This window comes from Paenibacillus sp. Y412MC10, assembly GCF_000024685.1.
Taxonomy (GTDB): Bacteria; Bacillota; Bacilli; order Paenibacillales; family Paenibacillaceae; genus Paenibacillus_AQ; species Paenibacillus_AQ lautus_A.
Map to the genome: position 1 here is coordinate 4736020 of NC_013406.1, position 14352 is coordinate 4750371.

Below are 14352 nucleotides of genomic sequence, written 5' to 3' on the forward strand. Positions count from 1 at the left end.
CATCAGTAAGGCAGGAGACTCAATATATGTACAAACGGAAATACGACGATCCAACTGTCGCATCGATCCAGTATTCCTCCATGTCCCGGCAGCAGCTTGCCCGAATCCTTGATGTCATACACCCGTTTATAGGCGGATTGCACCAAGTCGCCGAGCTGGCCGATAACGGCGCAGGAAAGCCCAATCAGAACCGCATGTCCAGCCGTCAGGATTCCATCTGAGTAGAATGAAAAGAGCAGCGACGTGAACACGGCGATGATCACACCGCCGAGCGCACCCTCCACCGTTTTGTTCGGGCTTATGGAAGGCCATAATTTATGGCGCCCCATGGCGCGGCCGACAAAATACGCGCCCGCATCACTTGCCCAGATCGAGGCCAGCAGCAAAAAAGTCCAAAATACGCCATGCCCGTCCGGAGCATGCCGAGATTCGGCTATGAAGGAAAATCCGATGCCGATATAGACCGATGCCAAAAACAATAAAGAGATCCGCTTGATATCTATCGTATTTTTCGTGGTCACCGTCGCCAGCAAAAATAAGAGCAGCAGGAGCCAAAGCACATGTTCCCATGGGATCGGAAGTTTCAGATCAAGCGGACCCCATGGAAATACAAGCAGCAGCACTCCCGCATACCCGATCCATGCCGTTCCCCCGAACGGTGCCGTATGGGTCATGCGCACAAACTCATAGTAACCGACTAGCGCCATCGCCAGAATTAGAAGATGGTACCACAGACCGCCTATGAAACATAATCCTAAAAAGACCGCTCCCGCTATAATTCCGGTAATCAATCGCTGTTTCAAAACGTTCCATCCTCCATCGGCTACGACAGTCCACCGTAGCGCCTAGTTCTTTGTTGATAATCGGCTACGGCCTCCACCAAATGGTCTTTGGTGAACTCCGGCCAATAGGCATCCGTAAACCATAACTCGCTGTACGCGAGCTGCCACAACATAAAATTGCTCAGCCGCAGCTCGCCGCTTGTGCGGATCAGTAAATCCGGATCCGGCAATTCGCCTGTGAGGAGCCGCTGGCCAATCAGTTCCTCTGTAATGTCCTCAGGACGGAGAATTCCGTCTCGCACTTCCCGTCCGAGCGCCTTGACACTTTCGGTGATCTCTTTCCGGCTGCCGTAATTGAGCGCAAAGTTAAGCACAAGCCCGTCATTGCCGGCAGTTTTCGCAACAGCTTCTTCCATCGCAGACACGGTATGGGACGGAAGGTCTTCCGGATGCCCCATCATGCGGACCTGGACATTTTTCTCGATCAGCTCTTCCAGCTCAATAGCCAGAAACTCCTGCGGAAGCTTCATAAGAAAATCGACCTCATCCTTCGGACGCGTCCAGTTTTCCGTAGAGAAAGCATACATCGTCAATATTTTGATTCCCAACTCATCGGCGGCTATGGCAGCTCTTTTGACAGCCTTCATGCCATTCTGATGGCCAACGATCCGCGGCATGCCGCGCCGTTTCGCCCAACGCCCATTGCCATCCATGATGATGGCAACATGATGCGGGATGTTGTCCGGAGAGAGCTGATGCGTCTGCTGACTGTCCTCCTGATTCAACCACGATCGAACCCGTTTGATCATTCCATTTCCTCCAGGCATCTTTCTGCAAAAAAAGAGACAAACCCCACCATTGACAGGAGGGGCCACAAGTCTCTTATACTTCCATAATCTCTTTTTCTTTAGCAACGAGGACTTTGTCGACTTCTGCGATAAATTTATCCGTCGCTTTTTGGATATCTTCCTGATGTCTCCGGGACTCGTCCTCGGAAATATCCGTTTTCTCCAATTTTTTGATGTCGTCGTTGGCATCACGGCGAATGTTGCGGATGGCCACTTTCGCTTCCTCGCCGAATTTCTTCGTCATTTTCACCAGTTCGGTTCTGCGTTCTTCCGTCAATGCAGGTACGACGAGACGAATTTGATTACCATCGTTCGCCGGTGTCAATCCGATATCCGATTTCATGATCGCTTTCTCGATATCCGCCAAGGACGACTTGTCCCAAGGTTGGATCATGAGCGTTCTGGAATCCGGCGTGCTGATGTTAGCCAGCTGATTCAGCGGAGTTTGCGCTCCGTAGTATTCCACCGTGATCCGGTCGAGGAGCGCCGGCGCTGCCCGCCCTGCGCGCAGAGTTGCCAAGTCACGTTTCAAAGACAGGATCGCTTTTTCCATGCGTTCTTCTGCATTCTTTTTCACCGATTGCGGCATTAGTCTACACTCCCTTTAACGATCGTTCCGATTTTCTCGCCCAGAACGACGCGCTTGATATTACCTTGCTCCGTAATAGCGAAGACGATGAGCGGGATGTTGTTGTCCATACATAACGATGAAGCTGTAGAGTCCATTACCCCAAGGTTTTTGTTCAATACGTCTAGATACGTCAGCTGCTCGTACTTCTCGGCAGTTTCATCCTTAAATGGATCAGCGGAGTACACTCCGTCCACCTTGTTCTTCGCCATAAGAATCACTTCTGCTTCGATTTCCGCGGCGCGAAGCGCTGCAGTCGTATCGGTGGAGAAGTATGGGTTCCCTGTTCCTGCCGCAAAAATAACGACACGGCCCTTTTCCAAATGCCGAATGGCTCTGCGGCGAATATACGGCTCGGCAATTTGCTGCATGGAGATCGAGGTTTGCACCCGGGTCGGCACATCGATCTGCTCCAAAGCATCCTGAAGGGCCAAAGAGTTCATCACCGTTGCGAGCATTCCCATATAGTCCGCTGTCGCACGGTCAATTCCGTTCGCGCTGCCGGCAATGCCGCGCCAAATGTTGCCGCCGCCGCATACGATCGCGACCTCCACACCAAGCTCGACAACCTCGCGAACCTGCTCAGCGATCGATGAGATCGTCTCAGCATCAATACCATATCCATTCTGCCCTGAAAGGGATTCCCCACTGACTTTCAATATCACTCGTTTATATACAGGCTGTTCCAAATGATAACCCTCCACTTTAAGACGGCGCCTTAAGTATACGACGCCCGTTTGAAAAACGACAGACAGACACACCGGCACTGCTTGACGGTTTATAAAAATCGGGTAAAAACATCCGTCTCAAGTAGAAACTTCTGGTCGTCTAATCAAGACCTAAGTCCATTCTTTCTTGTGAGATAAGGGTAGCCTTTACTCCGAATTTATAACAATCTTATCTCTCTTATGCCTTTATAGCTCTTAAAAAAGAAGGAACACAGGTGTGTTCCACTCTTTTCTATAACTTATATTAGCCTATCCGGCTTATTTATTCACCTGGGCCATAACTTCTTCTACGAAGTTGTCTTGTTTTTTCTCCAAGCCTTCGCCCAATTCGAAACGGGCAAAACGACGAATGGAGATGTTCTCGCCGATTGTGCTGATTTTTTCGTTAAGCAGCGTGCTGATCGTTTTGTCCGGATCCTTGATGAAAGGCTGCTCAAGCAAGCAATACTCTTCATAGTATTTGTTGATGCGGCCTTCAACCATTTTCTCAACGATTTTTTCAGGCTTGCCTTCGTTCAGGGCTTGGTTTTTCAAAATTTCTTTTTCTTTCTCAAGCTCGTCGCTAGGTACTTCTTCACGACGAACGTATTTAGGGTTTGCAGCAGCAATATGCATTGCGATATCGCGAGCAAACTCTTTAAATTGATCCGTTTTGCCTACGAAGTCTGTTTCACAGTTGATTTCCACGAGAACGCCGATGCGTCCGCCACCGTGAATGTAAGACTCGACAACGCCTTCCGTTGCAACGCGTCCAGCTTTGTTAGCCGCTGCGGACAAGCCTTTCTCGCGAAGCACCGCGATCGCTTTTTCGATATCACCGTTTGTTTCGTCGAGCGCTTTTTTGCAATCGAGCATGCCCGCGCCTGTTCTTTCGCGAAGTTCTTTTACCGCACTAGCTGTTACTGCCATTAGAATTCCCTCCATATTGGTATGATCAAGTTTGGCGGTCGGATCTGAAGCAGCCGTCCTTCGACGTGCCCTCCAAGAAATCCGGACCGCTTAAGTATTTGTTTCCCTTGCCCTGCCAGAAGCCTGATGTTCGTAACGCAATCCGGCCTGACATCTTAAAAAAAGGGCAGTGAGAGGTTATACACCTACCAACCACCCTTTTCATTTAATTCATGGTTTATACGTTTAATCCCGATTAAGCTGTTGTTTCTTCGCCTTGGTGAGCTTCAACAACGGCATCGGCCATTTTACCAGTCAACAATTTGACAGCGCGGATCGCGTCATCGTTACCTGGAATTACATAGTCGATTTCATCCGGATCGCAGTTCGTATCAACGATACCAACGATTGGGATACCCAATTTGCGAGCTTCCGCAACAGCGATGCGCTCTTTGCGAGGATCGATAACGAACAATGCGCTTGGAAGGCCCTTCATGTTCTTGATACCGCCCAGGAATTTCTCAAGACGATCTTTCTCTTTGCGGAGAAGGATGACTTCTTTCTTAGGCAATACTTGGAACGTGCCGTCTTCTTCCCAAGTTTCAAGCTGCTTCAAGCGGTTGATACGCTTTTGGATCGTTTCGAAGTTAGTCAGAGTTCCGCCGAGCCAACGTTGGTTGATGTAGAACATGCCGCAACGCTCCGCTTCTTCCTTCACGGAATCTTGAGCTTGTTTTTTCGTGCCGACGAACAGGATTGTACCGTTCTCACCAGCTACGCTTTTTACGAAGTTGAATGCTTCTTCAACTTTCTTGACCGTTTTTTGCAGGTCGATAATGTAGATACCGTTTCTTTCAGTGAAGATAAATTTATCCATTTTCGGGTTCCAGCGACGAGTCTGGTGACCGAAGTGAACGCCAGCTTCCAAAAGCTGTTTCATGGAAATTACTGCCATCTTCACGCACCTCCTAAGTTTGGTTTTTGTGTGTCCCTCCGCCAAGATCATTTTCCATTAAGACTCCCTTTCCAGGAAGCACCCTCAACGGAATCACTCTGGCGTGTGTTTTAACACCGTCAATTACTATAACATAACCATGGGCAGGTTGCAATGTCTTTTGTGTGCATGACCAGCTCAGGCCAATCAGGGGCTTGAAGAGTTACAATAAAGAAAAAAACCACTCTCAACCGGAGTGCTAGTTGGAGGGTTTTGTCGTGATCTTCGTGATAATCGAATTGTAGCTCTCGCCGATCGTAAACGAGTATGTACCGCTCAGGATTCTGGTGTTGATTTTATTCTCGGTAGCTTTTTTGATGAATGCCTGTTTGTTGTCAATGACGCCGGCATTCAGAAGGCTGTTTGCTACATCGCTGAGATTGTTTCCGGAGGGAATCTTTACTTGAATAGACGCCTCCGCTTTAGCCGGTGTTTTCGGCTTGGCCGGATTCGTTACCTGGGAGGAAGCTTCCTGTTTCTTCTGCGCGTCCGTTTCTGGTTTCTCCGGGCTCTCCGGTTTCTCCGGCGCCTCAGGCTTCGTCGCTTCAGGCTTATCGACCGGTTCGGCACCTTCAGACTCGCCTTCTCCCTCGCCCAGCTTCTTCTCTTCCCACTGCTCCGCCGTCATCAGCTCGTCCGTACCTTCGACGACCTGCATATCCAAAGCCTCCGCTGCAGCCATCAGCTGCTCCTTCGTTAACTCCTTTGTCTCCGAAGCGGTTGCACCTTGGCCGATCCACATCAGCTGCAGCAGCACAGCGGCGATCACAAGACCGCTCCCGAGGCCCATCATAAACATTCGGTTCTTGATCACACGGATTCCTCCTGTTTGGCCAACTGGATAATGAGTTGAACTTCGCCTCGCTGAAGTCCCGTGGACTTGGCTATCATATCGATAGATTTGCCTTGTTCATATAAATCAAACAGTTCCGCGTATCTGGATTTGATGGAATGGACCGGAGGGGCATGATCCGCCTCCGATGACGCTGCAGCCGCTCCTGCAGACAAAGAAGCCGCCGCAGCTGCCTGCGCCAGCTTCTCTTCAGCCGTTCGAAGACGCGTTTGCGATTCGGTCATTTTCTGCTCCATGGCCAGCATGCGCTGCCGCAAATCGCTGACCTGCTCCTGATGCGCTTGCTGTTTGGCATCAAGTTCTTTCTTCATTTGACTAACCAGCTCGACCAGCTGTTCGTTCTCGTTCTGGATTTCCGCCATGTATCCTTCAAGCGTGTTCTCGACTTCCTTTACAACCCGCTCGCTGGACACGGTCTCTTCCCGGCGTTTCGGCAGCATGAAAGCATACAGCACGGCCGCAATGCCTAGCAGCACGATATATATCCACGGTTTCAAATCCATTAACTCCTTTGTGCCTATAAATTATCTAGAGCGAAACATCGAAATTTTTGCCTTTATAGGGGTGCTCCGCCGGCTGTTCCAAAGTCTCGCCCGCTTCTGCAGACCCCCGCCCTTGCTGCTGGCCTGAGGACTGGCGGCTCCCGTCATCCCGCACGGCGGTTTCGGCCGTCTCGCTCACTTCCGTGCTTCGCTGGGCTTCGGCCCGGCTGTTCTTGGTTTGTTCACCTGCTAACAGCATCTGTTCGTTCTGCGGCCGCTGCTGGAATTCGTTATGAACCTTGCCCGCTTCATTGGTTCTCGGGACCGCAATTTGCATCTCAACCGATTTTAAACTCAATGGAATCACCTCATGGTATAGGGATCATGTCCACAAGCATTGTGAATGTCTTTCATTCCTACAACAACGGAACCATGGTGATATCTCCTTCATGATAGTAAAAAGAGACCCGCTGCGTGGGATCCTTAACAAATCGGGTGTACCGCCCGATGACGATTTTGGCACCGCCGTAGATCGTCTTTACCACATTCACTCTGGCTTTGCCGGTATCCTCCAGCATCTTCTCGATTTCCAGCATGCGTTCCTTGATGTCGGCTTGCTCTGCCATGTTGGATTTTTTGGTCGCATTCAGCTTGATTCGCAGCGCCAGCTTGTCCGGCGACAATTGTCCGGAGGAAGCCAACTGGTTCAAGAGATAAAGCGCTTTATCGGTTTTGTCCATGCTCTCTAACGAAAGCTTCAATTGGGCTCTTAGATCCGCCAGTTCATTCCGCAGCTCGGGAAGAACGCCCACTTCAATGACGGTAGCCGTCGACATGCTGTTTCCGATCGTGCGCGCAACGACCTTTTCCCCGGCTTGCAGAATGCCGCCCACTACGAGCCCTTTCATCCCGTTGCATTCGATATTCTGTACAGCTCGTATATTGGAATGCATGATGCTCTGCGACACGAATACGCTGGCGCCCGCAACGACGTTGCCATCCTGAATGAACGAGCTTTTGACGTCCTGGCCCGCCTTTACGTAACCCTTGTTATAACCGATGATCCCGCCTGATATATCAATGGATCCTTCAGCCTCCAGCTCGGCACCTTCCACAAAGCCCGTGACTCGAATGTCCCCTGCCGCCTTGATTTTGAACCCGGTCAGCACATTCCCGCGAATGACCACCGTACCGACAAAATCGATATTGCCAATGCTGTAATCCACGTCCCCGTTAATCTCATATACCGGGAACACATTGATTTTGCCTTTTTCGGTTTTGGTGAGCAGTCCGTCAAGCGCGGCGTACATGGCGCTTTTCTCGGCGTTGACCACCACGTTCTTTCCCACCTTGAAATGTGCTTCCTTTCCCGGCTTGCTCGGTATCTCTTCGCCGGTGACCGCAGTTCCAGGCACACCCTTCGTAGGAGGGATTCGGGTAGCCAACAGCTGGCCCTTCTTTACATTATTTAAACGAATCACTTCTTTGAAGTCCACTTTGCCGTCCTCGTCCTCCAGCGGCTTCAGATTCGTCTCATTCCCGAAATCGACGGTAAATTGAATTTTACCGTTCTGTCCGTGCGTCGGTTCCGTTCCCATGGCAATCGGCGTTCTGCTATATTGATATTCCTCCCCATGGTCCGCGATTCGCCGCAAGGTATCATATTGAATGCCATACCGAATCTGATGGCTTCTGAGAAACTGTTCAAGAGCCTCGACGGAGCAAGAAAAATCCTTCTCCCACTTGGTGAACTGTATATAGGCGACGACCTTGTCATCCGATAGCGAAACGCTAAAGTATTGATCCAATGCATAATCTACAGACAATCCAGGAACCCCCTTCATAAATGGCAAGCGTCAATCGTTTTGCATCAGCAAATCCCGATCTTTATCGAGCGCGCCCCGAAGTCTCAAAATCGCCTTGGAATGAAGCTGAGATATTCGTGAAGGTGATAGCGACATCACTTCAGCTATTTCGCTGAGTGATAAATCCTCATAATATAATAAGGAAACTACGGTCCGCTCTTTCGGGGTTAATTTACCGATACCCTTCATCAGGGCTTCTCGCAGATAAAATTCATGGACCTTGTGATCCGGATTCTTCGCTTTCTCATCAACCAGGAGCGACATTCGGGTCTCAGACTCCTCCTCGCGGATCGGATCTTCCAAAGATGTCAATGTCATGACCGCCACTTCCTGCAGCATGTGCCGGAACTCCTTCTCGGTCACGTCTAGGTAATCGCTCATCTCGGAATCACTGACGCTGCGTAAATACTTCTGTTCCAACTGCTGATATGCAGTTTCAATCTTCTTCGCCTTCTCACGGACAGAACGCGGTACCCAATCCCCTTGGCGCAGCGAATCCAGAATAGCACCCCGCACCCGCCAAGAGGCATAGGTTTCGAATTGCAGCCCTCGTTTGTAATCGAACTTCTCGATGGCGTCAATCAGACCCATTACCCCATTGCTGGCCAAATCTCCCTTAGAAACGTTCTTTGGAAGACCGATGGCCAATCGGCTTGAAACATAGTCAACGATGTGCAAATGATATTCGATAAGTTTCTTCTTCGCTTCATGGTCTCCATCTTCCTTCCATGCGCTCCATAAATCCGCATGGTTAAGGACGGAAGTTTTACGTTCGTCCAATTGCCTTCACCCTCCTTATTTTTCCGTAAGGTGACGAACGGCCTTGGCCAGTTCTTCAGGATCTTTCGTTGAAACCAGCTTAGGAGGATTCAGCGGTACAAAGTCCCCATTCTCTTTGCTGCTGGATTCGGCATGGATCAAATCCATCAATTCCCGATCCTCATCAGGCGTGGATAAGTCAAGAACGGTTCCTCGGTCCTGCTCCCGCTGCGAGCCTGCGTCCCCTTTTTCGGCTGCTCGCGGCCCCGTAATGGCAGCAAACATCCAATTCAGCAGGAACGCCAGAAGAAACCAGATCGCGCATGCAATCAGCGCCCGATACATGCTAGTCATCCACAAATTGTTACGTATGGAGAAAATAAATGTGAACACAAACCCGGCAATTCCGGTAATCAGATAAAAACGGAGTTTTCCCATCATCGCTACAATTCCTTTATGCCCTTTTGTACGCTTCGTATTGTAAACTTACCCGTTGCGCAGTCCAACTCAACGGTTCTTCCGTAATTTCCTCCGGTGTCCTCGGCTATCAGCGTGATTCCCATCTGCTCGAGTCCCGCTTTGCATGACTCCACATTCCGGGGACCGATGCGCATCGTATCGCCCGAACCCGCAAAAGCAAACATCTGAGCCCCTCCGGCCATTTTGGCTACCATCCGCGCCGGAGACGCCCCCAAATTCCTCATCTTGTTCAGCAGGATCGGAAGAGCGGTATCGGCGTATTTGGCCAGATTCAGCTGCCCCTCCCTGGCAATCGCCGAGGATGGCAGCATGACATGCGCCATGCCGCCAATCTTCGTGACCGGATCATATAACGTCAGTCCAACGCATGAGCCGAGTCCCGTTGTACGCAATATACCGTTTGGACCTGCGACGTTCAGATCCGCCATGGCTACTTTCACTATTGCTTGTTCTTCAATCATGCTCTAAAGGCACTCCCAAAGCTTCGAATATTTGAGCAAATGATTGTGGATCAGGTATGAGGAAGAATTGGCCTTCCACCTCGTTTTGCCCTTCCAGGAACGTCGTGTTGATTAAGAGGGCATCGTCTCCCATTTCTCCGAATTGCAGCAATCCATAACTTAGGATGGCACCTGCCATATCCATTGCCAATGCCGGCACCGTGGGTGTCATGGACAGATTGGTGAAGTCAGCGAGCGACGATAAGTACGAGCCTGACAAAATATTTCCGATCTCGCATAAGGCGGACTGCTCCATCTCGGAGAATGGCTCCTCCTCCGATACTTCAATGCCCGCCAGATTCAGCAGAAGGTTCTTCCCCGCTTCCGGACTCATAATAAAGAAGAGATTCCCCGGAGCGCTTCCTTCAACCCGTAAAAATACGGCAAGTACGAGCTGTTCGCTCCCCCCGACGCTTTCGGCAATCTGTTCGAACGGCAGGAGTTGAACCTTAGGAACCGCCATATCAATAGGCTTGTTAAGCAAACGGGAGAGGGCGGTTGCCGCATTGCCCGCTCCGATGTTTCCCACTTCCTTCAAAACATCCATTTTGATTTCTTTGCCATGCTTAAACAGCTCCACTGTCTACTCCTCAAGGCCTTCCAGCTGAATGATCTCACTCTTGTTCAACACTTCGGACAAATTCAGCATGACGAGAAGGCGCTCCTCTCCTACCTTCGCGACACCGCGAAGGTATTTCGCTTTGATTCCGCCGACAACCTCAGGTGGAGAGTCAATGCTGTCCGTATTCAGATCGATGACATCACTTGCCGAATCCACGATAAAGCCAACCTGCATATCATTGACCGCTACGATAATAACCCGTGTTTGATCGGTTGCTTCAACCTCTTCCAGACCGAATCGGCCGCGCAGATTGATCACTGGGATGACAACGCCTCGTAGGTTGATAACCCCTTTTACGAAAGCAAAGGTTTTGGGAACGCGTGTAATGGGCATCATTCTTTCGATGGTTTGAACCTTGTCCACCTCGATGCCGTATTCTTCCTCGCCAAGTCTAAAGACGATAACCTTGATTTCTTCTCCCATGAATAAGTCCTCCTTCAGAATGTGTGGCCTGCCGTGCTTGATAGCAACCCATTATTTGATAAATGCATTTGCGTCGATAATAAGAGCCACTTGTCCATCTCCAAGAATGGTTGCGCCGGATACCCCTTGTATGGCAGGCAAATATTTGCCCAGGTTTTTAATGACGATTTCACTCTGTCCGATAAAATCATCGATGGTGAGCGCAGCCAAACGATCCCCTTTGCGGATTACAACAATCTCCGTTTCCTCTTCCCGCTCCTCATCAAAATCCGGAACTTCAAACAAACGGCTAAGCGAGATCACCGGTATCATCGACTCCCGGAACTGAATCATGCGGCTTCCGTGCACATGTTTGATTTGCCCGCGCTTGATGATGCCCGTTTCAACGATGGAGGACAACGGAATCGCATATTTCTCCGATCCCATCCGGATCAGCATGGCTGCAATGATGGACAGCGTTAATGGAAGCTGAACCGAAAAATTGGTGCCTTTTCCCGGAGTGGAGTAGATCGTGACGTTACCGCCCAAGGCAACAATCTTCGATTTAACGACGTCGAGCCCTACGCCGCGGCCGGATACATCCGAGATTTTCTCGGCCGTGCTGAATCCGGGAGCGAACAGCAGCTGATTCACCTCGTCATCGGTCATGGACGCTGCCTCGGTCTCCGTGACGACGCCTTTGGCCAGCGCATTCTTCAAAATTTTATCGCGGTAGATGCCGCGCCCGTCGTCTTCAATCTCGATGAACACATTGTTGCCGCTATGGAACGCGCGCAGGTGCACGGTACCGGTCTCCGGTTTACCGGCTGCTATGCGGTCGGCAACAGGTTCGACGCCATGGTCAGCCGAGTTCCGCAGCAAGTGGACCAGAGGGTCGCCGATCTCGTCGATCACCGTGCGATCCAGCTCCGTGTCGGCCCCGGTAATAATCAAGTCGATCTTCTTGTCCAATGTTTTGGCAAGGTCCCGCACCATCCTTGGAAAACGGTTGAACACCGTATCCACAGGCACCATGCGCAGCTTCAGGACGATATTCTGCAAGTCGCTGCTTACGCGGCTCATATGCTCAACCGTGTCCGTCAGCTCCTGGTTCCTGGACTCGCTGGCCAGCTGCTCCAGGCGTACCCGGTCAATCAGAAGCTCGCTAAACAGATTCATCAATACATCCAGCCGTTCAATATCAACCCGGATCGTTCTGGAAGGATTGCCTCCCCCCGCATTACGCGCAGGTGCCTTGGATTCTTTGGCAGGCGCCGGAGCGCTTTTGGCTTCCGGTGAAACCCCGGCCGCCGGAACTGCCGAAGGAGCTTCGGGCTTCACCGCTTCGGCTGTAGCCGCGCTCTCCTGAACCATTTGCTGCAAGGATTCATGATCGAGCGCCACCACTGTCGCAGCTTCAATCTCTGAAACGCCCAGAATCTGGCTTTCAATATCTTGCGTTTCTCTTTGCGTTATGTAATACAACGAAAATACGCGATCGAATTCACCTTGTTCAATCTCTTGAACGTCCGGATAGGTCTTGACGATTTCACCGGATCTCTCCAGCGTTTCGAATACCATGTAGGCCCGAACCGCCTTGAGTTGGCAATCCTCTCGCAATGTCACTTGGATATATAGAACCTTATGACCTTCTGAAATCGATTGATCCAGCACGGAAAATTGAAACTCATCCAATTCGATTCCTTGAACGGCCACAGCGGCGTTATTCCCTTCGACAGATCCCCCGTTAGCCGAGGCGCCTTCTCCGCGCACAATGGACTGCAAGGAGGCTACAATGGCAGACACGTCCGCCTTCCCGTCCCCGCCTTCGGTAATATCCTGCACCATCGATTCAAGAGCGTCCAAGCTTTTGAAGAGCGTGTCAAAGATAAAATCCTGCATCTTAAGCTTTTCGTTCCGGACAAGATCCAGCACGTTTTCCATCTGGTGGGTAAGAGAAGCCAGATCCTCAAATCCCATCGTTGCCGCCATGCCTTTCAACGTATGAGCCGATCGGAAAATAATCTGTACGATCCCGATATCGTCCGGGTTGCTTTCTAATTGAAGCATGTTTTCATTTAATGATTGCAGATGATCATTTGACTCATCAATAAACATTGTCAAATATTGATTCATGTCCATTGAGAGACACCTCCTCTTCAAGTTCACTTTCCGTTATTTACAGCTTGAACCATCCTCGGTGCAATTTCATGAAGCGGCAAAACGTGGCTTACGCATCCCAGCTCGACGGCAGATCTCGGCATCCCGTATACGACGCAGGTTTGCTCGCTCTCGGCGAAGGTGGATGTCACGCCGGCATCGTAAAGCTCCTTCATCATTCTCGCTCCATCGCTCCCCATGCCGGTCATCAAAACGGCATGCCGCTTGACCGAGGTCAACGGCAGCAGAGATTCGAACAGCACATCCACCGACGGGCGATGGCCGTTGCGGGTTTCATCCTGACTTATCCTGATTTGGTATGCACCGCCTTCCGGGCGATGAACCCTCATGTGGCTGCCGCCCGGGGCAATGTATGCCTTGCCCGGCTCCAATACCATGCCGTGTTCTGCTTCCATGACCTCCAGCTGACTGAATGAATTCAGGCGCTGGGCAAGCGATTTGGTGAAATTGGGCGGCATATGCTGAACGATGACGATCGGGGCATGGAAGTCGCCGGGAATTTGCTCGAGAAAAGCTTTTAATGCTCTTGGGCCACCCGTTGAGCAGCCGACCGCCACCAAATCTTTCAGGTCGGTTGACGGCTGGGCATTTGCCTCTCTCGGCGGGCGGCTCTCGTTCTTGGGAAGCACGGCTGGCGCCGACTCCGCTTCAGGTTTGCGTTCAACCCGTTTTCGCTTGAAACCGGAAAGCTCCGGTACATCCGGGAAAGCCGCCTTCTCCCCGGCCGAGCGGGATACCGGCATGCGAAGCGGCTCAGCCGGCTTGCCGCGCTGATCCGTTCCTTTGGCCGCCGGTCTCGTTTCTTTCACCTGCGGCTTCTTTTTCGGCGTCGTCTCAGAAGGCTTTGGCGAAAGAGGAAGCGTGATGTCCGCACTCCGCCGTTTCTGCTCTTCTTCTTCCCACAAGGCCCTCCGCTGTTTAGCCTGCATCGCCGCATTCAGCTGCTTCATCAATTCGGAACGCACCTGCTCAATATCAAGCGCATTCGATATGGAAGGCTTTCGTATAAAATCAAACGCTCCTGCCTCGAGGGCAAGAATGGTCTCCCTCATGCCTTGTTCATTAAGGCCGGATAACATGATAACCGGCCGGGATCCCGCATCCATAATGAGTTTCAAAGCATCCAGCCCGTTCATTTCCGGCATTTCTACATCCAGCGTAATGACGTCAGGATTCAGTTCCTTTACTTTCTCAACAGCGTCAAGCCCGTTCTCGGCTGTCCCGACAACCTGGAATGACTTGTCGCGCTCGATGAAATCGGAAAAGATTTTCCTCATAAATGCGGAATCGTCCACGACGAGCACACGAAAAGGCTTCATAGATGTCCACTCCTATTTCCA

17 protein-coding genes are annotated in these 14352 nt (G+C 51.0%); all 17 read right to left on the reverse strand.

Annotated features, from left to right (window positions below; translation table 11 throughout):
- Positions 1–2: 2 nt before the first annotated feature.
- Positions 3–803 (reverse strand): phosphatidate cytidylyltransferase, encoded by an 801-nt coding sequence (locus GYMC10_RS20510; protein ID WP_015736308.1) that lies wholly within the window; start codon positions 801–803, stop codon positions 3–5.
- A gap of 20 nt (positions 804–823) precedes the next feature.
- Entirely contained in the window at positions 824–1591 is a 768-nt protein-coding gene (locus GYMC10_RS20515; RefSeq protein ID WP_009594721.1) for an isoprenyl transferase, read from the reverse strand.
- Between the two features lie 73 nt (positions 1592–1664).
- The gene (gene frr / locus GYMC10_RS20520) at positions 1665–2219 is read right to left on the reverse strand and encodes a ribosome recycling factor (RefSeq protein ID WP_009594750.1); all 555 of its coding nucleotides are present in this window, start codon (positions 2217–2219) and stop codon (positions 1665–1667) included.
- Complete coding sequence (gene pyrH / locus GYMC10_RS20525; protein WP_006211297.1) at positions 2219–2947, reverse strand: UMP kinase; 729 nt, start codon at positions 2945–2947, stop codon at positions 2219–2221. Before pyrH ends, frr begins: the two co-directional genes overlap by 1 nt.
- Positions 2948–3244: 297 nt before the next feature.
- Positions 3245–3895: a translation elongation factor Ts gene (tsf, locus tag GYMC10_RS20530; protein ID WP_009594741.1), complete on the reverse strand. Its 651-nt coding sequence runs from the start codon at positions 3893–3895 to the stop codon at positions 3245–3247.
- A gap of 235 nt (positions 3896–4130) precedes the next feature.
- Positions 4131–4829, reverse strand: coding sequence for a 30S ribosomal protein S2 (rpsB, locus tag GYMC10_RS20535; RefSeq protein WP_009594753.1), 699 nt, complete (start codon positions 4827–4829; stop codon positions 4131–4133).
- Positions 4830–5067: 238 nt separating this feature from the next.
- On the reverse strand, positions 5068–5682 hold the full coding sequence (locus GYMC10_RS20540) for an endolytic transglycosylase MltG (RefSeq protein ID WP_015736309.1): 615 nt from the start codon (positions 5680–5682) through the stop codon (positions 5068–5070).
- A complete protein-coding gene (locus tag GYMC10_RS20545; protein WP_036659224.1) occupies positions 5679–6224 on the reverse strand; it encodes a DUF6115 domain-containing protein in 546 nt (181 codons plus the stop codon). Before GYMC10_RS20545 ends, GYMC10_RS20540 begins: the two co-directional genes overlap by 4 nt.
- 25 nt (positions 6225–6249) lie before the next feature.
- On the reverse strand, positions 6250–6561 hold the full coding sequence (locus tag GYMC10_RS20550; protein ID WP_015736311.1) for a hypothetical protein: 312 nt from the start codon (positions 6559–6561) through the stop codon (positions 6250–6252).
- A 58-nt stretch (positions 6562–6619) separates the two neighbouring features.
- Positions 6620–8029 (reverse strand): DUF342 domain-containing protein, encoded by a 1410-nt coding sequence (locus GYMC10_RS20555; protein WP_015736312.1) that lies wholly within the window; start codon positions 8027–8029, stop codon positions 6620–6622.
- A 30-nt stretch (positions 8030–8059) separates the two neighbouring features.
- A complete protein-coding gene (locus GYMC10_RS20560) occupies positions 8060–8848 on the reverse strand; it encodes a FliA/WhiG family RNA polymerase sigma factor (RefSeq protein ID WP_009594718.1) in 789 nt (262 codons plus the stop codon).
- Positions 8849–8863: 15 nt separating this feature from the next.
- A complete protein-coding gene (locus GYMC10_RS20565; protein WP_009594747.1) occupies positions 8864–9268 on the reverse strand; it encodes a hypothetical protein in 405 nt (134 codons plus the stop codon).
- A gap of 2 nt (positions 9269–9270) precedes the next feature.
- Positions 9271–9768: a chemotaxis protein CheD gene (locus GYMC10_RS20570; RefSeq protein ID WP_015736313.1), complete on the reverse strand. Its 498-nt coding sequence runs from the start codon at positions 9766–9768 to the stop codon at positions 9271–9273.
- Positions 9761–10354, reverse strand: coding sequence for a chemotaxis protein CheC (locus GYMC10_RS20575; protein ID WP_285857496.1), 594 nt, complete (start codon positions 10352–10354; stop codon positions 9761–9763). The genes GYMC10_RS20570 and GYMC10_RS20575 overlap by 8 nt, the downstream gene beginning before the upstream one ends.
- Before the next feature lie 36 nt (positions 10355–10390).
- Entirely contained in the window at positions 10391–10852 is a 462-nt protein-coding gene (locus GYMC10_RS20580) for a chemotaxis protein CheW (protein ID WP_009594767.1), read from the reverse strand.
- Between the two features lie 51 nt (positions 10853–10903).
- Positions 10904–12973: a chemotaxis protein CheA gene (locus GYMC10_RS20585; protein WP_015736314.1), complete on the reverse strand. Its 2070-nt coding sequence runs from the start codon at positions 12971–12973 to the stop codon at positions 10904–10906.
- Positions 12974–12996: 23 nt separating this feature from the next.
- Positions 12997–14331: a chemotaxis response regulator protein-glutamate methylesterase gene (gene cheB / locus GYMC10_RS20590; protein ID WP_015736315.1), complete on the reverse strand. Its 1335-nt coding sequence runs from the start codon at positions 14329–14331 to the stop codon at positions 12997–12999.
- Positions 14332–14352 lie beyond the last annotated feature (21 nt).